Below are 20,914 nucleotides of genomic sequence, written 5' to 3'. Positions count from 1 at the left end.
GCATCGCCGGCAGCAAAAAGCACAGCGACGAGGAACGGGCAGCGCCGCTTTTTGCTGTCCGAGTGAATGCGATTGTTAGCCATAACCATCATTTGCCCCTATTTCGCCTTAGCTCTGAGTTGCAGAGCAACCTTGTCTCCTCTTTTCGCAGGGTGCCTTAACGCATGGCGGATAACCCATTTAACTTCCTTGGAGGCAATGCTGAGCCAGCTCTCACATAGTTCAAGGACTAAGTCGGGATGGTCTTTCGCGATATCCCCTAGACTATTTGCAACGCTGCGACGCACATAGATGCTTTGATCGTTTTTTAGCGATTCTAATATTGGGAGTATTGGAGAGGGATCTTCCACAAAAGCAGGAATTCGTGGAGCCCATGGAAGCCGGGGGCGAGACCCTTCGGAACAGAGGCGCCGAACATGAGGATCTGGATCGGAAATCCATTCTTCCAACCGTGACAGCGTACGCTCCTGATACATCATTAGAAATGGCCGAATGGAAAACTCGGACGTATAACGTTTTGTGAGTTCATACTGCGCCTTCATCGAGATATCGAAAGGGTCGTCGCCTCCGTTGTATTCCTTATCCAGGCCATATGTAGAAATAAAACAGCTATGAGGCTGATAAAACAATACCGCGAGACCAAGCCCTTCTGTTGCAGCATTCGGCGGGGTGAGCGAAGCGAGAATGACTTCAACAGCCTTTTCGTACTTTTCCGGCAAATGGTTTCGAAGCGCTCGGGCAATATGCGTGCCTCTCTCCATAAACTCCATGGAATCCAGGTTGTCCAATGCGCATTTTCGAAATTCATCCGCGCAGAATTCTGAATAAACATATGCGATATTGTTCGCTAAGCAGTCGACGGCCTCCAAACCCAATACATTTTTCAAGGGTACCCCTTTCTGTATTGATTGGGGTGCGTCAGGAATGCATAGCATGTGAGTTCTCCGTAATGGCTAACGTAGAGGTGAAGGGCGCGACGATAGGAGTGTCTCACTCGATCGCAATGTTATGCCTTGCCTAATAAGATTGCATATTCCAGGTGCCGCTTGGTACAGGCATGAATAGTGTGACAGTCCATTGAATATTTTGGTCGAGGTGCAACCAGGAATCGCTGACTTCAAGTACTCAGCCATCAGCGGTGGAGACCAGTTGTCCTCGGCACCGTGCCAAATATAAGTATTGACGGATATCTCAGTGAGCGTCGTTTTCCATGGCCGCACATAATGCCCAATATCTCTTGCGTAGCCTTGGACGTGGCCAATAAAGCAGGCCTTCAATACTTTAGTGATGCCAGCGCGAAATTCACGGTCGGCAGCCAATACCTTATCTTCGCCAGCGGCGCTGGTGAACAACAAGTGAAATAAGGCATTGGGAGAAAGCCATGCGAGCAATCCTTGCCAGTAAGACAACAAAACGAACAAGGCAGGTACCACTTTTGCCAACTTAAAAACTTGCTTGCCAGCCATGGTTTCAAGATGATCGCCAGCCTCTAGCGGCGCAGCCGCAGAAACCAAATGCAAACTTCCGACCCCATTGGTCATGTAACGGAAGGTCTGTAGCGCAATAAATGCACCGATTGAAAATCCAACAACATCCACTTGTTTTCCGGAGGCTATTCTTGAAATTTCCGCAGCCAGAAGTTTGAAATACGCTTCCCCATTGATGGACGGATCGGCCGAAAACCGGTCTAAACAAATAAACGTCAGGCCGTGATTTTTTCCTTCCAGATCGAAAATGCTACATTCTTCCGGCGCTCCAGGCGCGCCATGAAAATAGACTACTATGTGTCCATTGTCGGAGCCGAACCGACTAAATTTCAAAGGTTTCTCCATCTTATGCATAACGTAATATATGACATCAGGCGTCCAATAACCCAATAATGCATTTGTCGTATAACTCCAGTTGTTTATTCTTAATCAATAATAGTTGGGGTCAGAGTAAATTTAAATCCTCTCTTTCCACCAATCGACAAGGCAGTCCGCTTTTTTGGTTGGCCGGTCAGTTTCTAGATTTGCGCTTTAAACCGTTCATTCCCTGATTATATGATTTAGGCACTTGTTTCTGCCCTTTTCCGGCGACTCCACAGCTTACGGCCGCCCCAGACAACAAGGGCAAGCACGATGACCCAGGGAATCAAAAAGGCAAGGCTAGTAATTGCAATAGAAATCCCTTTTGACAAATTGCGGCCAAAGTCTGAAATTGCGAAACCGATCGGCCTCCAGAAGCCTCGATGTTCAACCGAGTGGATATACACATTGAGGATTTCTGTCTCCACACGCTGAACAAGATGGGCATGCGTACCCCCACTGGCCTCAAGTTCGCTCTGGACTTGCGCCAGCTCTCGATTGACCTTGATGAGAGCATCGATATCATTGCCGGCGCGGCCACGAAGCGCTTCAAGCATTGATCGGTAGTCCTTGAGCATAGCCAGTTTCTTTTCGGCATCCGCAATTGGAGCTTCCAGGTCTTCAGCGGTGGTCGATTGATTCGTAACTTCGGCCTGTTTGCTTAGCGTAGCAACAATCTTCCTGATTCCGTTTGGCTTGGCGCGGAATTTCAGTGAAGCCGACGCTGCCCGTCCTGAGCTGACGCGAGACTCCAAAATGGTGCAAAGCTCGTCGGCAGCTCCACGACAGGCGGCCTGCGCCGCTTCGAAGGCCTCGGCAACCTTCTGTTCCTCCGTGTCTACCGACAGTGAGTGTTCATAAGCCAAAAACGAGGATGCTTTTCCCGCTGGTGCCTGCGTAATGGATGGGGCCAGTGCCATCGCTGTTGATTCTTCATTCTCGGCACACCCGGTTACAACCATCAGGATCAACAAGGGGAGCAATAGATGTTTCATGAGGTCTCCAAAGTGCTTAACGATTTGCGTAACCGGCGGCAGAACGCGGGGCTTAGGGTGGTTTTCCGGCGCCCGTGCTTGTTGACGCGATTGTTCGGTTTCATGGGCTTGGCACCATTGTTTTCAGGTAATGGTTGATATCGGCCGCCGCATCCTCGGCTTGCCCTCGGACATACTCATGCTCGTGCTTCAACGCTGCCGATACGATTGGAAGGACTCGCTCCAAGTCGAGCCTACGGCATGTACGAGCGAGATGTCCAAAACCGAGAATGGCGTTACCGCGTACATTGAAATGCGGATGATTCGAGAGGCCAATGCAGACCTCTTGCGCCCACTCACAATCAGGAGGGGCCAGAGATACCACGATAGGGACGTACAGCAACTCTTCCGGAATGCCATGCGCTATCACGGCCTCAACATCTTCAATTTCCCAGCCATCTATGAAAGGACCCATCCGCGAAACCGAACAAGTAATTTAAATAGTTTTTTGTATATCATCCCTGATTAACTCAACCTGGGCAATAAAACTCAATAGGTACGTCAAAACCTTAACCGTATATCTTCCTGTGTCGGATGATATACGGTTTCCTTTTATCTTTATGATGGCCTGTTCAGTTATCCAGCAATAAGCAGTTGGTCAGGCAAATGGGATAGAAGAGCGATTTGGGCCGACAGCTCCTTTTCGCCTCTCTCAAAAACCGACATTCACCACTTGGGGGCCATGGTATTGGAATTGATGGCCGGGTGGGCGTGAACCAGGCCACTCAGGGTGGATTGGCAACAGCTTGTCCGGTTTTGTCCATGCCAGCGGGGCAGGGCATGGCTTCATCCTTGGCGAATGTTCAAGCTTTATTATTCATTAAGGATAAGTCGAAAAATGACTTTCCTGAAGTTTGACAAGTAAAAACTGTGGGGGCGACTTTAGTCGCCAGGGGCGAATGAATTCGCCCCTGCATAACTTCTACACATTAGGTTGTAAAACCACCGGTTTGTTGGACGCATAACTCAGGCAGATATACAGGAAGAACTGGACGCCGAAAATCAGGTTGGCCATAAGTAAATGAATGGGTTGAGCCACCGGCGGCATGCCCAGTCTGTCCAGGGTGATGCCGGCGATGATGGCGGTCGCAATCAGTCCGATCAGCGCGAAACCGGTGCGCATCAGGATGCTGTTTCTGTCGACTGACCGGTAAATTTTCCAGACCAGCCAGAGGTTGGTAAATAAAATGATCGATGAAAATGACCGATGAACATAGAAAATGATCGGAAAGTCCTCGCGCCAGTATTGGCGGTCGATATAGGCGTGTTCATGCATGATGAAGTCCACCGTTTCGCGCACCTGGGTGCCCATGGCGACTTGTATCAAAGTCATGGCCATGGCCGCGATCAAGACTGTCTTGAATTTGTCGGGCAGTCCGTGCGTGTCAATCCGGCCGATAAAATCGCGTTGCGACCGGGCAATCGTATAAATAAGCAAGGCCACTATAAACAAAGCCAGCAGCATATGCAGCGTGATCATGATGGGCTTCAGATTGCTGGCGACCACGGTCGAACCCAGCCAGCCCTGGAAGCCGACCAGGAAAAAAGCGCTTAACGATAAATAAAAGACGGTCTTGTCGGTTTTCAGGTAAATGCGCGATGACCAGGCGGTCAGGAAGATCAGGAATCCAATCGTCACACCGACCAGCCGGTTGGTGTATTCGGTCCAGGTTTTTACCGGGTTGAATTGCGTGTTTTCATAGCCGCGTTCGGCATAGATTTCATGGTAATTGGCCGGCAGCTGGGATTCGTCGGTAGGCGGCACCCATTGCCCGAAGCAGGTCGGCCAGTCGGGGCACCCCATGCCCGCGCCGGAGGCTCTTACGATGCCGCCCACGAGAATGACAAAGTAGACGGCGAAAATGGTTAAGGTGCCCAGGCGGCGGAAACGTAAGGCGGCTTGTGTATTCATCATGGTTCTATCAGGGTACAGCTGTTTATGAAAGCATGCTCTTTGCTAATTCAATTTCATCTGAAATGCTTTCAATTTCCAGCATTTCAGCATCGGTTGCAAGACCGAGCTTGCCGAAAGCGGGAACCGTAGAGTAATCAATCCGGCATGCCGGATGATCGGTTCCCGTGATGCTCTGTAGGAAAGCGACCTGCACGATATCGACATAATCCGCTTTAGGGCCTGAATCGTATTGAAAGTTGACATACTCCGAGGCTACAGGTTTTAAATCGTGCGGAAAATTCCAGCTTTCCATGATCATTTTGCCGACGGCAGGATGGGCCTTTTCCAGCAGTTTTTCCAGCAGTGTCGGGCTTTCCCTAAATTGGGGGATGTTCTCGACCAGCATCAGGATAGGCAGTTTGCCGATTTGATGTATCAAGCCCGCCAGCATCGCCTCATCGGCATTGAGATGCGGCGCGAATATCGTCAGCGCCCGACTGATGGACGAGACGTTGACACTTTCCTCCCAGGTCTTGCGGAAATGATGTTCCAGAACCTGGGTCGTCGGGCAAAACATCTGCTGCATGACCAGGCTGGTCACCAATGTCCGTATGGTTAAATTACCCAGCCGGGCGACAGCCATCTGGATATTGTTGATTTCAACGGCGCCGCGATAGAGAGGGCTGTTGGCGACGCGGATCAGGCGTGCGGAAAGTGCCGCGTCGGTGACTATCATATCGGCCAGCTCCCGAGCTGATGCGTCTCCTTGGGAAACCGCATCTCTGACTTTTAAAGCAATCTCGGGCAATGTAGGCAAAACCAGACGGTTGGCATCAAGTTCCTCCTGAACATAATCGAGGAAACCTTGAACAGTAGAAAATTGCATGCGTGGTGAACCTTTATTAAAGGGATGAATTATAGCGTTAATAATGTAACTTTGTCCTGATCGCGGTTTTTTAACGCAAGGCGATAATCATTCGTGTCAGACACCTGCAGCACGATGAGCATTTTACAAACATTTTGCCAAGATTGCGCCATGAGAACCGTGCCGATGCTTTGCTCCGTACCGGTACTGTTATCGATGATGGCGGTATTGGCTTCGGGCGCGGCTGATGAGGCGCATTCGGCCAGAAACATTTCCCGCTTGGTTTTACCCAGATAATGCGTTCGGGCCACGATTTCCTGGCCGGTATAGCAGCCCTTGTTAAAACTGATGCCGCCCAATTTATCAAGATTGAGCATTTGCGGAATGAATTCTTCCGAGGTTTCGGGAGTCAGCCATGGCAAGCCTGACAGGATGTCGAGATAACGCCATTGAGCCGAATCCTGAGGCTGAAAACCTTGAGTGCCGACCGAAGTCCGCCAAAGCGCCTGGGCCGTTTCCGGTGCCGAAATCACCAGGCAGCGGTTTTGTTTGGTTGAAAGATTGATAAAGACCGCATCTTGCTGGACGGTGGCGAATAACGGTTCCGGCAAGGCGGGTCCGCTTGTCTGTCCGGCAGGATAGCCGAGGCCGATCAGACATAATTCATTCGAGCTGTCGGTCAACTGTACGTCGGATCGCAAAATATACATCTGCAACCGTTTTTTAACCGGTTCCAGTAAAGCCACCGGTAAAATCAACAGGAACGTGTCGGCTTTTTTAACCAGCAAAAAAGTCGTAATGATCCGGCCTTTCGGATTGCAAAAGGCGCCTAGACTGCTTTGGGTTTCGCTGATATCGCTGATATTGCAGGTGATCTGTCCCTGCAGGAATTTGGCCGCATCCTTTCCGGTAACGGTCAGCACCGCCAGGTCGGAGACAGCAAAAATTTGTTTCTCGCTGTCGGACGATATAGAGGGAAAAACAATGTCGCCATCATTGTTGAATGCCGCCTGTTCGGTGCTTAAAAAGGTTTTCCAGTTCGGGTTCATAAATACGATCAATTAAGGGTTTGAGGGCGGGCGCCGATTATAACGCGGTTTAGACAAAGACAATAAATCAGCCGATTCAACAGACTGCCACGATTGAAAGTAGGTATTATTTTGTATTGGCTTAGCGAGCGATGACAAGGTATTATCAACCCTCACTATGGCTTAATTGTGACGTGTTATGGACCAACAGAAAAGTAACAGACCTCTTTCACCTCATCTGCAAGTTTACAAGTTGCCTTTAAATGCAGTTGCCTCCATCGCTCACCGCATTACCGGGGTCATATTGTCGATAGGGCTACTGCTGTTTGCCGGCAGTCTGCTGGCCCTCGCTTCAGGGGCTGAGGCCTATGCCGTGATGCAGAATATCCTTCAACATGCCCTGGGCACTTTAGTGCTATGGCTTTTCATTTTTGCCTTGTTCTTTCATTTATGCCACGGCGTCCGCCATCTGATCTGGGATGCGGGCAGCGGGTTCGAGCGGGAGCACATGGACAGGAATATCTATATCGAGTTGATCGCGGCGATCATACTGACTGTTATCAGTTTTTTCTTAATTTAACCTGGAGGTGTTATGGAGTACCGCACACCGATTGCCAAGGCCCGCGGCCTCGGGTCCGCAAAAACGGGAACCGTTCATTGGTGGATGCAGAGAGTCACGGCTGTCGCTCTTATTCCTTTGTCGCTATGGTGGCTGGCGTTTATCGGCCAGTTACTGAGATCACCTCATGCACAGACGGTGGAGTGGCTGTCCGAGCCTTTAAACGGCGTGCTCATGGTCGCCTGGATTATCGCCGTTTTTTATCATGCCGGCCTGGGATTGCAAGTAGTCATAGAAGATTACGTGCATACCGAATGGCTGAAGATTGTTTCCGTATGGGTCGTCAAACTGGCATTTTTTCTTCTGGCGCTGGCCGCTGTCTTGGCAATCTTTGCAATAAGGGGAATGGTATAAAGCATGTCGAATAATTATAAAATGATTGAGCATCGCTACGACACCCTGGTCGTCGGCGCCGGGGGTGCCGGTTTGCGCGCCACGCTGGGCATGGCTGAGAAGGGCTTGAAGACGGCCTGCATCAGCAAGGTTTTCCCGACCCGCAGCCACACCGTCGCCGCGCAGGGCGGCATCAGCGCGGCCCTGGGCAATATGGGCGAAGACGACTGGCGCTGGCATATGTACGATACCGTCAAAGGCTCCGACTGGCTTGGCGATCAGGATGCCATCGAATACATGTGCCGCGAGGCCATTCCGGCCATCCTGGAGCTGGAGCATTACGGCGTGCCGTTTTCAAGAACGCCGGACGGCAGAATCTACCAGCGCGCCTTCGGCGGCATGACCACGCATTTCGGCGAAGGCACTGCCCAGCGCACCTGCGCCGCCGCCGATCTGACCGGACACGCCATCCTGCATACCCTGTATCAGCAATCGCTCAAGCATCAGGCCGAGTTTTTTGTCGAATATATCGCTCTCGATCTGATCATGGAAGACGGCGTCTGCAAAGGCGTGCTGGCCTGGAACCTGGAAGACGGCAACCTGCATCTGTTCCGGGCGCATATGACCGTACTGGCCACGGGCGGCTATGGGCGCTGCTTCTTCTCCTGCACCTCTGCCCATACCGTGACCGGCGACGGCAGCGCGATGGTGCTGCGGGCCGGTCTGCCGCTGCAGGACATGGAGTTCGTGCAGTTTCACCCGACCGGCATTTACGGCGCGGGCTGTCTGATCACCGAAGGCGTTAGAGGCGAGGGCGGCTATCTGACCAATTCGGAAGGCGAGCGGTTTATGGAGCGTTATGCGCCCAATGCCAAGGATCTGGCTTCCCGCGATGTCGTCAGCCGTGCCATTACCCTGGAAATCAGGGAAGGACGGGGCGTAGGCAAGGACCGAGACCATGCTTATCTGCATCTCGAACATCTGGATCCGGCCATTATCAAGGAACGCCTGCCCGGCATATCCGAAACGGCCCGGATTTTTGCCGGTGTCGACGTCACCAAAGAACCGATTCCGATTTTGCCGACCGTACATTACAACATGGGCGGCATTCCGACTAATTACAAGGCCGAGGTGATCACCAAGAACGGCGATGATGCCGAAGCCGTGGTGCCGGGATTGATGGCGGTCGGCGAGGCGGCCTGCGTGTCGGTGCACGGTGCTAACAGGCTGGGTTCGAATTCATTGCTCGATCTGATCGTTTTCGGTCGCTCGGCAGCCATCCGCTGCGCCGAATTGATCGAGCCGGGAACGCCGCACGTCCCCTTGAAACAGGGCGCCTGCGATCAGGCGATCGCGCGCTTCGACCGAATCCGGCACGGCAAAGGCACGTTAAAAACGGCCGATGTGCGTTTAAATATGCAGAAAACCATGCAGGCGCATGCCTCGGTTTTCAGAACCGGTCCCGTGCTTAATGAAGGCATTGAAAAACTAAAGCAAGTCAGCGATTCGTTTGGCGATATCATGGTCAAGGATCAATCCTTGATCTGGAATACGGATCTGGTGGAAACACTGGAACTGGACAATCTGCTAAGTCTGGCGATGGTGACGATAATCGGCGCGGCGAACAGAACGGAAAGCCGAGGCGGGCACGCCCGGGAAGATTATCCCGAGCGCGATGACCAAAACTGGTTGAAGCATTCGCTGCTCTGGCTGGATAAAGGCCGGATTAAAATCGATTACCGGCCCGTGCATCTGTATACCTTGACGGATGAAGTTGAAGCCATTCCACCTAAAAAGAGGGTTTACTAATGGTCGAATTTGCCTTGCCTAAAAATTCAGTGCTTAAGAAAGGCAACTTTTTTTCAGCGCCCGAGCACGCCAGGCACATCAAACAATTTCAGGTTTACCGATGGGATCCCGAATCGGGGGAAAACCCCAGGATCGATACCTATGAAATCGATCTCGATGATTGCGGCCCCATGGTGCTCGATGCGATTATCAAGATCAAAAACGACATCGACAGCACCTTGACCTTCAGGCGTTCGTGCCGGGAAGGCATCTGCGGCTCGTGCGCGATGAACATCAACGGCAAGAATACGCTGGCCTGCATTAATGCCATTGAAGATTATCCGGGCACGATAAAAATTTTCCCGCTGCCCCATCTGGAGGTGATAAAGGATCTGGTCGGCGATATGAGTCATTTTTTTGCTCAATATGCCTCGATCAAACCATGGATCGAAACGCAAACGCCCGCGCCGGCCGACAGGGAGCGGTTGCAGAGCAAAGAGGACCGCCAAAAACTCGATGGCTATTATGAATGCATTCTGTGTGCCTGCTGCTCAACCAGTTGCCCGAGTTACTGGTGGAACAGCGACCGCTTTCTCGGGCCGGCGGTTTTACTGCAGGCCTACCGCTGGCTGGCGGATAGTCGCGATGAAAACGCGGGGGAACGACTGGATGATCTGGAAGATCCCTTTAAGCTGTATCGCTGTCATACCATTATGAATTGTACCGATACCTGTCCTAAAAACCTGAATCCTGCCAAAGCGATCGCTGAAATTAAAAAAATGCTGTTAATCCGTCAACAAGGCTGATGATTCATCGGGAAAAACTGAAATGGCTCTGCCGGCGCGGAACACTAGAGCTGGATATCATGCTCGGGCGCTATCTGGACCGCGTCTATTTAACGGCGGGACAGGATGAACAAACGCTGTTTCAGGCATTGCTGAACTACAGCGATGCGGAGCTGTTAACGTTTCTGGTGGACGAACAATTGCCTGAGGCAAAAGGAATGGCCACGCTTGTCAAAAAAATACGAGCCCTCTCTGCTACTGACGCTTAAGCATTCCGGGCGTTTAAAACGAGTGCTGATATCCATGCACGTGCTTGCGATGGGCGCCTGTCTGGCCAATGCCTTGCCGCCAGTCATCAAGGTCAGTTTGTTGACCGGTATTTGCCTGCATCTGTGGGTTGCCGTCAAGCGTTTGACTGACACGCGGCCGACAATCAAATTCACTGAGGCAGCGGGCTGGGAAATCTCGGAGGGCCAGGACTTCGAACCGGTCCGGATTTTAAATTCAACGGTGATTACCCTGTACGCGATATTTCTGCATGTCACAAGGCAGGATCAAGGCAAAAAGACTATTATTGTTTTAAGTGATGCTTTATTAGAAGATGATTATCGGCGTCTTATCGTGAAGTTGAGAACCACCGTCATAACAAGGTGAAAATATGACAGTTGCGGATGAAATTAATCTGAAGGTTTCAAGAATAAAAAATCTTCCCACACTTTCGGTTGACGGCATTAAAATCCTGCAGGCGGTCAACGATCCCGATATCAGTATTGATGAGCTTGCAACCGTGCTTTCGACTTCGCCGGTGCTTGTCGGCCGGCTGATAGGGTTGGCCAATTCAGCTTATTTCGGCCATGCGGGCAAGGTCAATGATCTCAAATTTGCAATTATACGCGTCCTCGGGTTTAATCTGGTTAAATGCCTTACGGTTGGTGTGGTTTTGAATCTGGAATTGAACACCCAGAAATGCAATCAGTTTGACAGTGAGCGTTTCTGGATGGATGCCTTGTTGACCGCAATATTGGCTCAGCAATTCAGTCAGCTGAGTTCCGATGAGGATCTGGCGCCCTCCACGGCCTATACCGCCGGCTTATTGCTTAATATCGGGCTGATTACCGCGGTTTATATGTGGCCTGAAGCGTTAAACCAGGTTTTACTGAGTGCCAATACGAACGGCAGTTCGGTCTCCCGGGAAATGCTGGCCGCCATGGGGGAGCATCAGTATGAGCTAGGAAGCGTGCTGCTGGCCCATTGGCATCTGCCGCGCATCTATTCGGTTACTTTAAGGGAGTTTAAAAACACCGACTACACCGGGAGTGAAAGGCGAATGATCGACTTATTGGCGGTATGTTTCGCGACAGCCAAGAAAATGCTGGCCGGCCAACAGGACGAATTGCCTTTATTCGTCAAGCGGCTCGAAGCGTTCGGGGTTTCCGCGGCCCGGGCGCAATCGGTTATTGATGATCTTCTCGCGGCAAAAAACAATATTTATACAGCAGCGCTAGCAATCGCAGGAAAATAATAAATGAGACAAGCCCAGGGGCAATTCAGTGTATCGGATGTGATTATTGATTTATTGAACTCGTTATCCGCCATCAGGGGGCTTTCAGAATTAAACAGTCAGGCCGCTAGCGAAAAAGAACTCATTTTCAAAGCGTTATCCATCCTGATCTGTAACCAGGACATGGAGCGTTGCTCGTTTTTCATTCTCGATGAAGAACAATGCCTGGTGAACCTGACCGGCATCAGCAGCAAGGAATATTCCGGCGCGGAAAGAACGGCACGAGCGCCGTTAAAATTCAAAATGGGCCAGGGTATCATCGGCCAGGCGGCGAAAACCGGCGAATTGCAACAATGCATGAATTGCAAGGAAGATAAGCGATTTTTTCAGCAGGCCGAAGACGTGTCGCCGGGATCCGTCATCAGCGGGCCTATTTTTGCCGCCGGTGAATTGGTAGGGGTCCTGAACATCTCCCATCCCGAAGTCAATTATTTCTCTGAATGGCATATCCGGCTTCTGCATATTTATAAGAACATGATGGGTGAACTGATTGCCAACTATCGGTTACTGCAACGCATGGAGGAACAGATTGCTGTCCGGACCCGGCATCTGGAAAGGGCTCTGGAAGATGTCAGGTTGCTAAAGGAACACCATGAAAACATGTCCATGCGCGATGAATTGACCGGGCTATACAACCGCCGCTATTTTTACGCGCAAATCGAAACGGCGCTGGCCCGCTCAAGGAGCCAGCGTCAGGCGCTTTGCCTGATGGTTTTGGATCTCGATCATTTCAAGGAAATTAATGATGTTTACGGCCATGGGTTTGGCGATACTGTTCTGAAAGATGTTTCGCGGGCCATCAAGGAGGAAATTCGTGAGTCGGATATTCTGGCGCGTTTCGGTGGTGAGGAATTTGTCATGGTATTTACCAATATGAATGACAGCAAAGGTCAATTGTTCGCCGAGCGGATCAGGAAAAAAATCGAATCGCTGCGTTGTCTGTGCAAGCAGCAGCCAGTGCGGATAACCGCCAGCATCGGGCTCTATTGCCTGACCGAAGAGCACCTGAACCAAGACGACCTGAATATCGACCTGTTAATCCATTACGCGGACAAAGCCCTTTATGCCGCGAAAGCGGCCGGTAGAAACAGAATAGTGCTGTTTACCGAAGCAGGACAGGGCAATAAATAGTTTTTTGGATTAAAGCGATAAATTGTATAATTGTCCGTTTGTTTCAGCTTGAACCTCTCGCTGTACTCCTTCTTGTATCAAATTCTATTTAAGAGAACCCTATGGCATTGTATTGCGGAATCGTTGGTTTGCCCAATGTTGGAAAATCAACCCTGTTTAACGCATTAACCCGGGCGAAGATCGCCGCCGAAAATTATCCATTCTGTACGATCGATCCTAACGTGGGCGTTGTTCCCGTACCCGACAATAGAATGGAAAAGCTGGCGGAAATTGTAAAACCCGAGCGCACGCTGCCTACGACCATCGAATTTGTGGATATCGCGGGCTTGGTTGCGGGCGCATCGAAAGGCGAGGGCTTGGGCAACCAGTTCCTGGGCAATATACGTGAAACCGACGCGATAGCTCATGTTGTACGCTGTTTTCATGATGAAAACGTCGTCCACGTGGCCGGCAAGATCGATCCCGTTTCAGACATAGAAGTCATTAACACGGAATTGGCGCTGGCTGATATGGCCACGATAGAACGGGCGTTACAGCGCGTATCGAAAGCCGCCAAATCAGGCAACAAGGAAGAACAGGCGAAAAAACAGGTGCTGGAAAAAGTCGCGACGCATCTGGACACCGGTGAGCCCGTGCGGGCCATGGGATTAAGCGATGATGAAAAAGCGCTGATAAAAGACTTGTGCTTGCTGACGATCAAGCCCACCATGTACATCGCCAATGTCCAGGATGACGGCTTCGAGGACAATCCCCTGCTGGACAGGGTCAGGGAGTTTGCCGATAAGGAAGGAGCTGTGGTCGTACCAATTTGCGCCGCGATAGAGGCGGAAATCGCCCAGCTGGATGATGACGAAAAGAAAGAATTCCTCGATGATCTGGGTCTGGAAGAGCCGGGGTTGAACCGTGTCGTCAGGGCCGGCTACGCATTGCTGAATCTGTCCACCTATTTTACCGCCGGCGTAAAGGAAGTCCGGGCCTGGACCATTCCGACGGGCGCGACCGCGCCTCAGGCCGCCGGCGTCATCCATTCGGATTTCGAAAGAGGCTTTATTCGCGCCGAAGTGATTGCCTACGAGGACTTCATCGCCCATAAAGGCGAACAGGGCGCCAAGGATGCCGGAAAATGGCGTCTTGAAGGCAAGGACTACATCGTTAAGGATGGCGATGTGATCCATTTCAGATTCAACGTTTGACAAAACCTGAGCGGGTATTTAAAATGCCCGCTCTTTGTAAAGACCTGTCCGAAGGCGATGTAGCTCAGCCGGTTAGAGCGTGGGATTCATAACCCCAAGGTCGGTGGTTCGATCCCACCCATCGCCACCATTATCCTCGGTGATAATTTTATTGTCGTAACATCCTTGGGATGTCATCGACTTATGCAACTAAAGACCTGTCCGAAGGCGATGTAGCTCAGCCGGTTAGAGCGTGGGATTCATAACCCCAAGGTCGGTGGTTCGATCCCACCCATCGCCACCATTCAAATCCTGATGCAAGTCACCCGGTTTCTACCGTTGTTTTTTGATTGATATAGCGCCTTGTCGGCACAATCGATCAATCCGCCGGCATCGATGCCAGGGTCAGGAATTGCCGTCGCGGTGCCAAGACTCACCGTCACAACATCGGCAATACTGGACCGTTGATGCGGTATCCTTTGCCGCATGACCGCATTGCGCAATCTTTCACCGACGATTTCAGCCCCCGCCGGGGCAGTCATGGGGAGCACGCAAATGAATTCCTCGCCGCCGTATCGCGCAACAAAATCCACCGGACGGGACAGTGTTTCCTGGAACACTTGGGCAACTTGCTTTAAGCAGCAGTCGCCAAGGATGTGACCATAATGGTCGTTATAGTCCTTGAAATAATCGATATCGATTAATACGACGCTGAGAAAATTCTTCGCGCGCATCATGTTCCGCCATTCCTGATACAGAAACTCATTAAGCCGGCGCCGGTTGGCCAGGCCCGTTAATTCATCCGTTGTTGACAGACGTTCAAGCAGATCCTTGCAACGTTTAAGCTCAATCTGATTCTTTATTCTCAGCTTAATGATTTCGACATTGGTGTTCTTGCTGATCGTATCGGCGCCGCCCAGCATCAGAGACCTGGCTTCGCTTTCCTCGGTCATCAAGGCCGTCATGAATATAATCGGGATGGCTTGCGTATCAGGATCGCTTTTTAAAAGGTTGCAGGTTTGATAACCGTTGAATTCCGGGATATTGATATCAAGCAATATCAGATCCGGTTGCTCAAATTTGGCAATCTCATACCCTGATTGTCCATTAAGCGCAGTGAAGATCTTAAACTCAGGTTCCAATGAGGCCCGCAATAGATCGATGCTGACTGAACTATCGTCAATGATTAAAATACGCTCAATTTTTGTGTCGATATCGAAATTAGCGTCCGTCCCACAGTACCTTGAATTTTGCATTTGATATTCCGAGTAAAAATTACCAAAAGTTTCTTCCTGGCAAATGACCTTTGCATTTTGCTGGATAGGTCACCAGGCTCTTCCAAATATTGCCTTTTCATTAGCGTATATAGCTAATTGTGTGCCAGTTGGCAAAATTCCGCGTGCATAGGGGTTAAGGAAATGGGGTTTAAATGGTATATGGAGCTTGTTGATAATAATATTAAAAATTATAAGTTTAAATAATAAGTAAGATTTTTTCCTGCTTTCCTGAAAAACAGTCTATTCTTTATAAAAACATAAAAATATTTATACAAGGGACGGGGTGGCTGAATCTCAACGCATATTGCTAAGCTGGATAGGGAAAACCGACCTCAATGCCGCCGAAAATATCGAGGCGGCGGGCATTGGGCCTATTGCGCAGGCTGTCTTACAGCGATCCTTCGATCAGATTTATCTTTTCAGCAGCTATCCCGACAATGAAGCCCGTGGCTTTATCGATTGGCTCGGGCAACATACCGGCAGCGCGATTCAGTACCACCCCGTTGTACTGTCGAGCCCCACGCATTTTGGCGAGATCTACCAGGCGGTATCGCACTGCATTGAAAACATTCCGGCGTATCAGGATGCGAAACTGACATTTCATCTGAGTCCCGGCACGCCGGCAATGGCGGCCGTCTGGATCATTCTGGCAAAAACCCGCTTTGCCGCGGAACTGATCGAATCCTCGAAAGAGAACGGCGTCAAAACCGCCACGGTACCCTTTGAGCTCTCGGCCGAGTATATCCCCGATCTTTACAAGCGTGCCGATGCCGATATCGCCCGGCTGAGCGCCGGTTTGCCGGATGAGGCGCCGGCGTTCTCGGCGATCGTCCATCAAAGCGACGTGATGAAGCGGGTCGTCGCCAAAGCCCACCGTGTAGCGCCCCGATCCGTGCCGGTCCTGATCGAAGGCGACAGCGGCACCGGCAAGGAACTGCTGGCGCGCGCCATTCACAACACCAGCCCCAGGCGGGACAAGCCTTTCATCGCCGTCAATTGCGGCGCCATCTCGCCGGAACTGGTCGAGTCCGAATTTTTCGGCCACGAGAAAGGCGCTTTCACCGGCGCGGCCGGCAGCAGACACGGCCATTTTGAAACCGCCGACAACGGCACGCTGTTTCTCGATGAAATCGGCGAATTGCCGCTGGCCATGCAGGTCAAGCTGCTGCGGGTATTGCAGGAAGGCGAGGTGGTCAGGGTCGGCGCCAGCAGACCGGTAAAACTCAACGTGCGCATCATCGCGGCAACTCACCGCGTACTGATCGATGACGTGGCGGCGGGGCGCTTCCGGGAAGACCTGTTTTACCGACTGGCCGTCGCCATCATCAAATTGCCCGCTCTGAAAGACCGGGCCGGGGATCTGAATCTACTGATCGATTCCTTGCTGGACAGGATCAACAAGGAGAGCGTCGCGGAGCCGGCCTGGGTCAATAAGAAACTTTCTGTTTCCGCAAGAAACGTTCTGCTCAATCACGACTGGCCTGGTAATATACGCGAACTGGCCAATACCCTGACCCGGGCCGTGCTCTGGTCCGAGGCGGAGTTCATCGGCCAACAGGACATTGAGGACGCGCTGCTGAAAAGACGGCAGACCGACGCAGCGGCGGAAACCATCCTGCATCAGCCCATCGAAAGAGGCTTTGATTTACAGGCCGTTATCTCCGAAGTTGCCGAGCACTATCTGCACCGGGCGCTCAAGCTGACCGGCAACAACAAAACCAGGGCCGCGGAACTGCTCAAGTTCAGCAATTACCAGACGCTCAACAACTGGATAAAAAAATACAATATCAGACTGTAATTGGCACGCTTCTCGCTAATTACAGCTCATGGACAGACTCATCATGCAATCACTGAACTTCGAATTCATCAGGCCGCACCGGCCCGAACTGGCTGATCTGGGCGGCCTGGCCGAATACCATCTGTACGTCGATCCCGGCAGCAGCCTGGTGAAACTGCGCACGCTGGCTGAGCAGGTCGTCAAAACCATTCATCAACTGGAACGCCTGCCGAAACTGCACCGTCCGCAGTTGATCGACCTGATCAACGATGCGGCCTTTCAGGAAGTCGCCAGCAAACCGCTGATCACTAACCTCAATTATCTGCGCATCCATGGCCGTATGGCGGATGAACCTTAGAAATATAGAACCGTAGGGTGGATTTGCCTTGGCAATCCACCAACAAACGGCGCCTTGAAACCGTCATATTCCGCAATGTTACCGGCCTGCTTGAAATGGTGGTTTGCTGCTCGAAAGCGCCCTACGCGTTGATCCGCATTCGATCCAGGAACACTTGGAAACGGGAAACCAACATAAGCCAAAGGATAGACACATTTAATTTTCTCGAAATTATAAGGAGACAATATGACAGGCAATAGCGGCCCCCTGGGTGGTCCAACCAATAGGCCAGTGATAGATGAGGGTACTCTCATCCGGCACCGATCACCGTTACCTGGGCCGATTGGTATCACAGCCCAACCAGTCAATAGGTCAGTGATAGACGAAGGCACTCGCATCCGGCTCCAATCGCCGTCACCTGGACCGATTGGTATCGCCAATAGTTTGCACGTTACCCCGGAAAATGAATCCAGAGGATTAACGTCCGGAGAGATTAAAATGGCGAAAAAAATCTTTAAGAATTAGATCAACTACGCCAAGGTTAGGGTCCATAAGGAAGGCTATTTCCCTTTTGGACTGCAGAATGCCAGGACTGCTGTGACACCTAATGGGGAGATGTATTTTCCTCCTTTAAAATTTCTAGAGGACTTCTCAACTTCTAATGATTTGAAAAAATGCTGGTTTATGCATGAGATGACTCATGTATGGCAGCATCAACTGGGTTATTGGGTTATGTTTAGGGGCGCGTTCCGTCCAGGATTGGACTATAAATATACGCTTGATGCCCAGAGAAAGCTCTGCGATTACAATATGGAAGCTCAAGGTGATATTTTGGCAGATTACTTTGCGTTAAAGTTTCTTAATAATCCAAGTGCTGTCAAAAATCAACTCAGTACCGATTCAACTGTAACCTACTCAATTGATGATTATGAAAGAACATTGAAAGACTTCCTGATCAATCCAGCAAGCAATAAAAATCTACCCTGACATATGAAAATATTCTTTTGTTTATCAATAGCCGTCGCGCTACCTCTTACGCAAATCAGCGGTTGTACTCCGATAAGAAAGGAAATTGGGCCGGCTATTGTTCAACAAAGCGGCAATCTCCCATGCTTTTCCATTGAAAACACTGAAAAAACCCGAGCCGGCGAAGCAAATCTTAAAGCTATAGAGGTTATAGGGGAGCAGGGCAGTAAAATCTGGTTTGTCGAGTTGAAAAAATCCTCTCCGTTCACTCCAGATCAGTGCATTCCTTATGGTCAAACGACCGATGTGTATACAACCAAGGTGCCAGCAGAACCATTAGTACCCGGACAGGTGTATGGGGTAGCAATCTATGCGCCGATGGAAAGATATCCGTATGAGGTGCATGGGTACACTGCGGACTTCTGTTTGCTTAAACGTCCCGGACAAGAGATCCTTGTACATCAAGTCCAATTTGACCCAAAAACATCGCGATGGCTGCGCGAAGTCTGCAAAACTGATGTGCCGAATTGATCATTAGTAAGGTGGCGCTCAATGAAGCGCAACACGTAACATGCGATAGCTGAGCTACAGGTAAAAATGATCATTAATATTTGAACTTTAGTCGAGCATCTGAATAAGGAATAAAACCACAGAGAGCACAGAGTTCACAGAGGTTGAGAGAAATGAATTCTCTGTGTTTCTCTGTGCCCTCTGTGGTTAATCAAACATGAATTGCCGGCTCAAGAGATTATTGTAATTCGACAGTTTGTAACCATTAAATTCGAGGCAAGAAAAATGTTAAAAAGTTACGAAGCATTCTATGACAACGGTAAATTGAAATGGCTGGGTATTCCACCGCATATTAAAAAAGCCAAAGTGATCGTCGTGGTCGAAGAAGAGGAATTTGAAGCTGCGCATGATCAATCAATTAAACGATTAAAAGGCATCGCTCCTAAACCCGCGCATGCAGTCAGCTTGGAAGATATGGATAAAGCCATTCAAGATGAAGGGGCAAAACGTTGATCGGGCTGGATACCAATGTCATCATCCGTTATATCGTTCAGGATGACGAACAACAAGCCAAATTGGCAACGGATTTGATCGAAAGTCAATGTTCCAGCGAAAATCCGGTATTTATCAACGAAATTACGCTATGCGAAATCGTATGGGCGCTAAAGCGCGCTTATGGTTACGAAAAAACAGTGATTATAAACATTTTAAGACAATTGCTGGTCAGTCGGGAAATCACTATTTCATCGCATTCTGAAGCATGGGCGGCATTTCATGATTATGAAAACGGCAATGCCGATTTTTCGGATTGCTTTATCGCTCAGCTAAACAAACAAAGAGGTTGTCCGTTTACGTATTCGTTCGATAAGAAAGCCTGCCAGCACGGTCTTTTTAAATTGTTGTCCTGAAAGGTTGTAAGTACCGAACAACAAAAACAGCCACCATGAATAAAACCGAACTTCCCGATAATTACCCCCAATGGCTGGTAGGGCTGAAGAGGCAAATCGTCTCGGCCCAGCAGCGCGCCGCTTTGGCCGTCAACCAGGAGCTGATCCGGCTGTACTGGCAGCTCGGTGCCGACATTTTGCAGCGCCAGGCCGAGCAGGGCTGGGGCAGCAAGGTGATCGAACGGCTGGCTGAGGACTTGCAGCAAGCTTTCCCGGATTTGAAAGGATTTTCGGCGCGTAATATCAAGTACATGCGCGCTTTCGCCGAAGCCTGGCCGATAACCGCGGCATCACCCTCAATTGTGCAACAGCCTGTTGCACAAATTCCCTGGGGCCATAATCTGGTGTTGCTGGCCAAGCTGAAAACGCCGGAGCAGCGCCTGTGGTATGCCCGTAAAACGATAACGCATGGCTGGTCGCGCAATGTGCTGGTGCATCAGATTGAAAGCGGCCTGATGCAGCGCGAGGGCCAGGCGGTCAGCAATTTCAGCCGGAACCTGCCCGATGCGCAATCCGAACTGGCTCAGGCAACGCTGAAAGACCCGTATATCTTCGATTTTTTGAGCATAGGCGCAGAAGCGCGCGAGCGCGACATAGAACAGGCACTGACGCAGCACATCACTCAGTTCCTGCTGGAACTGGGCGCCGGCTTTGCCTATGTCGGGCGGCAGGTCGAGCTGAACGTGGGCGGCGATGATTTTTATCTGGATTTATTGTTCTACCATCTGAAATTGCGCTGCTATGTCGTCGTGGAGCTCAAAACCGGTGATTTCAAGCCGGAGCATGCAGGACAATTGAGTTTTTATTTAAGTGCGGTAGACGCCCGGATCAAAAGCGAACAGGACGCCCCAAGCATCGGTTTGCTGTGATGCAAGACCCGCAACAAGCTGGTCGCGGAATACGCCCTGCGCGACAACAACAAGCCGATCGGCGTCGCGGAATACCAGCTGGCCCAGGCGCTGCCCGCCGATCTGGAAAATCAGCTGCCCAGCATCGAACAGATCGAGCGTGAACTGGAAAAAGAGGCTTGAAACATTGGTTTT

General features: G+C 50.7%; 22 protein-coding genes, 2 tRNA genes and 1 pseudogene. 18 read left to right on the top strand and 7 right to left on the bottom strand.

The genetic code is table 11. From position 1 onward, the window contains the following. Positions 1–98: 98 nt before the first annotated feature. From EK22_RS10565 to EK22_RS10535, 6 genes are all read right to left on the bottom strand, one after another. A complete protein-coding gene (locus tag EK22_RS10565; protein WP_235209289.1) occupies positions 99–887 on the bottom strand; it encodes a DNA alkylation repair protein in 789 nt (262 codons plus the stop codon). Positions 888–953: 66 nt separating this feature from the next. After that, positions 954–1,820, bottom strand: a complete 867-nt coding sequence (locus EK22_RS10560; protein ID WP_235209288.1) for an alpha/beta fold hydrolase — start codon at positions 1,818–1,820, stop codon at positions 954–956. A gap of 227 nt (positions 1,821–2,047) precedes the next feature. Then, complete coding sequence (locus tag EK22_RS10555) at positions 2,048–2,842, bottom strand: DUF4349 domain-containing protein (RefSeq protein ID WP_020161540.1); 795 nt, start codon at positions 2,840–2,842, stop codon at positions 2,048–2,050. A 961-nt stretch (positions 2,843–3,803) separates the two neighbouring features. Beyond that, positions 3,804–4,796 carry a COX15/CtaA family protein gene (locus EK22_RS10545; protein ID WP_020161538.1) on the bottom strand — a complete coding sequence of 331 codons (993 nt, stop codon included), beginning with the start codon at positions 4,794–4,796 and terminating at the stop codon, positions 3,804–3,806. Between the two features lie 22 nt (positions 4,797–4,818). Next, positions 4,819–5,661, bottom strand: coding sequence for an HDOD domain-containing protein (locus tag EK22_RS10540; RefSeq protein ID WP_020161537.1), 843 nt, complete (start codon positions 5,659–5,661; stop codon positions 4,819–4,821). Positions 5,662–5,690: 29 nt separating this feature from the next. Next, positions 5,691–6,689 carry a CAF17-like 4Fe-4S cluster assembly/insertion protein YgfZ gene (locus tag EK22_RS10535; RefSeq protein WP_036250839.1) on the bottom strand — a complete coding sequence of 333 codons (999 nt, stop codon included), beginning with the start codon at positions 6,687–6,689 and terminating at the stop codon, positions 5,691–5,693. Between the two features lie 178 nt (positions 6,690–6,867). Here EK22_RS10535 and sdhC point away from each other — a divergent pair, with 178 nt between their 5' ends. The 11 genes from sdhC (at position 6,868) to EK22_RS10480 (ending at position 14,361) form a co-directional block, all read left to right on the top strand. After that, a complete protein-coding gene (sdhC, locus tag EK22_RS10530; protein WP_036250741.1) occupies positions 6,868–7,248 on the top strand; it encodes a succinate dehydrogenase, cytochrome b556 subunit in 381 nt (126 codons plus the stop codon). Positions 7,249–7,260: 12 nt separating this feature from the next. Next, positions 7,261–7,641, top strand: coding sequence for a succinate dehydrogenase, hydrophobic membrane anchor protein (gene sdhD / locus EK22_RS10525; protein WP_036250737.1), 381 nt, complete (start codon positions 7,261–7,263; stop codon positions 7,639–7,641). A gap of 3 nt (positions 7,642–7,644) precedes the next feature. Next, complete coding sequence (gene sdhA / locus EK22_RS10520; RefSeq protein WP_020161533.1) at positions 7,645–9,429, top strand: succinate dehydrogenase flavoprotein subunit; 1,785 nt, start codon at positions 7,645–7,647, stop codon at positions 9,427–9,429. Continuing rightward, on the top strand, positions 9,429–10,214 hold the full coding sequence (locus EK22_RS10515) for a succinate dehydrogenase iron-sulfur subunit (protein ID WP_036250735.1): 786 nt from the start codon (positions 9,429–9,431) through the stop codon (positions 10,212–10,214). The genes sdhA and EK22_RS10515 overlap by 1 nt, the downstream gene beginning before the upstream one ends. Beyond that, positions 10,214–10,462, top strand: a complete 249-nt coding sequence (locus EK22_RS10510; protein ID WP_036250732.1) for an FAD assembly factor SdhE — start codon at positions 10,214–10,216, stop codon at positions 10,460–10,462. Before EK22_RS10515 ends, EK22_RS10510 begins: the two co-directional genes overlap by 1 nt. Next, positions 10,422–10,847, top strand: coding sequence for a protein YgfX (locus tag EK22_RS10505; RefSeq protein WP_036250730.1), 426 nt, complete (start codon positions 10,422–10,424; stop codon positions 10,845–10,847). Before EK22_RS10510 ends, EK22_RS10505 begins: the two co-directional genes overlap by 41 nt. A gap of 4 nt (positions 10,848–10,851) precedes the next feature. Further along, on the top strand, positions 10,852–11,715 hold the full coding sequence (locus EK22_RS23160) for an HDOD domain-containing protein (protein ID WP_051961850.1): 864 nt from the start codon (positions 10,852–10,854) through the stop codon (positions 11,713–11,715). Between the two features lie 3 nt (positions 11,716–11,718). Further along, positions 11,719–12,885, top strand: coding sequence for a sensor domain-containing diguanylate cyclase (locus EK22_RS10495; protein WP_036250728.1), 1,167 nt, complete (start codon positions 11,719–11,721; stop codon positions 12,883–12,885). A gap of 101 nt (positions 12,886–12,986) precedes the next feature. Next, entirely contained in the window at positions 12,987–14,078 is a 1,092-nt protein-coding gene (gene ychF / locus EK22_RS10490; protein ID WP_027147565.1) for a redox-regulated ATPase YchF, read from the top strand. A 53-nt stretch (positions 14,079–14,131) separates the two neighbouring features. After that, a tRNA-Met gene (locus EK22_RS10485) sits at positions 14,132–14,208 on the top strand. 76 nt (positions 14,209–14,284) lie between these two features. Continuing rightward, positions 14,285–14,361, top strand: a tRNA-Met gene (locus EK22_RS10480). A gap of 1 nt (position 14,362) precedes the next feature. On the opposite strand, the gene EK22_RS10475 is transcribed toward EK22_RS10480, so the two are convergent. Further along, the gene (locus tag EK22_RS10475; RefSeq protein WP_051961849.1) at positions 14,363–15,313 is read right to left on the bottom strand and encodes a GGDEF domain-containing response regulator; all 951 of its coding nucleotides are present in this window, start codon (positions 15,311–15,313) and stop codon (positions 14,363–14,365) included. A 304-nt stretch (positions 15,314–15,617) separates the two neighbouring features. Here EK22_RS10475 and EK22_RS10470 point away from each other — a divergent pair, with 304 nt between their 5' ends. From EK22_RS10470 to EK22_RS10440, 7 genes and pseudogenes are all read left to right on the top strand, one after another. Continuing rightward, complete coding sequence (locus EK22_RS10470; RefSeq protein ID WP_235209287.1) at positions 15,618–17,132, top strand: sigma-54 interaction domain-containing protein; 1,515 nt, start codon at positions 15,618–15,620, stop codon at positions 17,130–17,132. A gap of 43 nt (positions 17,133–17,175) precedes the next feature. Beyond that, positions 17,176–17,469, top strand: a complete 294-nt coding sequence (locus tag EK22_RS10465) for a hypothetical protein (RefSeq protein WP_235209286.1) — start codon at positions 17,176–17,178, stop codon at positions 17,467–17,469. Between the two features lie 576 nt (positions 17,470–18,045). Beyond that, positions 18,046–18,435, top strand: coding sequence for a hypothetical protein (locus EK22_RS10460; RefSeq protein WP_200882593.1), 390 nt, complete (start codon positions 18,046–18,048; stop codon positions 18,433–18,435). 3 nt (positions 18,436–18,438) lie between these two features. Then, entirely contained in the window at positions 18,439–18,945 is a 507-nt protein-coding gene (locus EK22_RS10455; protein WP_036250722.1) for a hypothetical protein, read from the top strand. A gap of 264 nt (positions 18,946–19,209) precedes the next feature. Then, positions 19,210–19,437 (top strand): hypothetical protein, encoded by a 228-nt coding sequence (locus EK22_RS10450; RefSeq protein ID WP_036250719.1) that lies wholly within the window; start codon positions 19,210–19,212, stop codon positions 19,435–19,437. Continuing rightward, positions 19,434–19,832, top strand: a complete 399-nt coding sequence (locus EK22_RS10445; protein ID WP_036250716.1) for a PIN domain-containing protein — start codon at positions 19,434–19,436, stop codon at positions 19,830–19,832. The genes EK22_RS10450 and EK22_RS10445 overlap by 4 nt, the downstream gene beginning before the upstream one ends. Before the next feature lie 35 nt (positions 19,833–19,867). Further along, positions 19,868–20,902: pseudogene (locus EK22_RS10440) on the top strand (YhcG family protein). Positions 20,903–20,914 lie beyond the last annotated feature (12 nt).

The organism is Methylobacter sp. BBA5.1, from assembly GCF_000746145.1.
Taxonomy (GTDB): domain Bacteria; phylum Pseudomonadota; class Gammaproteobacteria; order Methylococcales; family Methylomonadaceae; genus Methylobacter; species Methylobacter marinus.
This window is presented reverse-complemented; position numbering and strand designations above follow the sequence as displayed.

What these genes read in the sequence shown, in the direction of transcription:
- EK22_RS10555 (WP_020161540.1), bottom strand. Translation starts at nt 2,842, where the DNA reads ATGAAACATCTATTGCTCCCCTTGTTGATCCTGATGGTTGTAACCGGG.
- EK22_RS10545 (WP_020161538.1), bottom strand. Translation starts at nt 4,796, where the DNA reads ATGATGAATACACAAGCCGCCTTACGTTTCCGCCGCCTGGGCACCTTA.
- EK22_RS10540 (WP_020161537.1), bottom strand. Translation starts at nt 5,661, where the DNA reads ATGCAATTTTCTACTGTTCAAGGTTTCCTCGATTATGTTCAGGAGGAA.
- EK22_RS10535 (WP_036250839.1), bottom strand. Translation starts at nt 6,689, where the DNA reads ATGAACCCGAACTGGAAAACCTTTTTAAGCACCGAACAGGCGGCATTC.
- sdhC (WP_036250741.1), top strand. Translation starts at nt 6,868, where the DNA reads ATGGACCAACAGAAAAGTAACAGACCTCTTTCACCTCATCTGCAAGTT.
- sdhD (WP_036250737.1), top strand. Translation starts at nt 7,261, where the DNA reads ATGGAGTACCGCACACCGATTGCCAAGGCCCGCGGCCTCGGGTCCGCA.
- sdhA (WP_020161533.1), top strand. Translation starts at nt 7,645, where the DNA reads ATGTCGAATAATTATAAAATGATTGAGCATCGCTACGACACCCTGGTC.
- EK22_RS10515 (WP_036250735.1), top strand. Translation starts at nt 9,429, where the DNA reads ATGGTCGAATTTGCCTTGCCTAAAAATTCAGTGCTTAAGAAAGGCAAC.
- EK22_RS10510 (WP_036250732.1), top strand. Translation starts at nt 10,214, where the DNA reads ATGATTCATCGGGAAAAACTGAAATGGCTCTGCCGGCGCGGAACACTA.
- EK22_RS23160 (WP_051961850.1), top strand. Translation starts at nt 10,852, where the DNA reads ATGACAGTTGCGGATGAAATTAATCTGAAGGTTTCAAGAATAAAAAAT.
- EK22_RS10495 (WP_036250728.1), top strand. Translation starts at nt 11,719, where the DNA reads ATGAGACAAGCCCAGGGGCAATTCAGTGTATCGGATGTGATTATTGAT.
- ychF (WP_027147565.1), top strand. Translation starts at nt 12,987, where the DNA reads ATGGCATTGTATTGCGGAATCGTTGGTTTGCCCAATGTTGGAAAATCA.
- EK22_RS10475 (WP_051961849.1), bottom strand. Translation starts at nt 15,313, where the DNA reads ATGCAAAATTCAAGGTACTGTGGGACGGACGCTAATTTCGATATCGAC.
- EK22_RS10465 (WP_235209286.1), top strand. Translation starts at nt 17,176, where the DNA reads ATGCAATCACTGAACTTCGAATTCATCAGGCCGCACCGGCCCGAACTG.
- EK22_RS10455 (WP_036250722.1), top strand. Translation starts at nt 18,439, where the DNA reads ATGAAAATATTCTTTTGTTTATCAATAGCCGTCGCGCTACCTCTTACG.
- EK22_RS10450 (WP_036250719.1), top strand. Translation starts at nt 19,210, where the DNA reads ATGTTAAAAAGTTACGAAGCATTCTATGACAACGGTAAATTGAAATGG.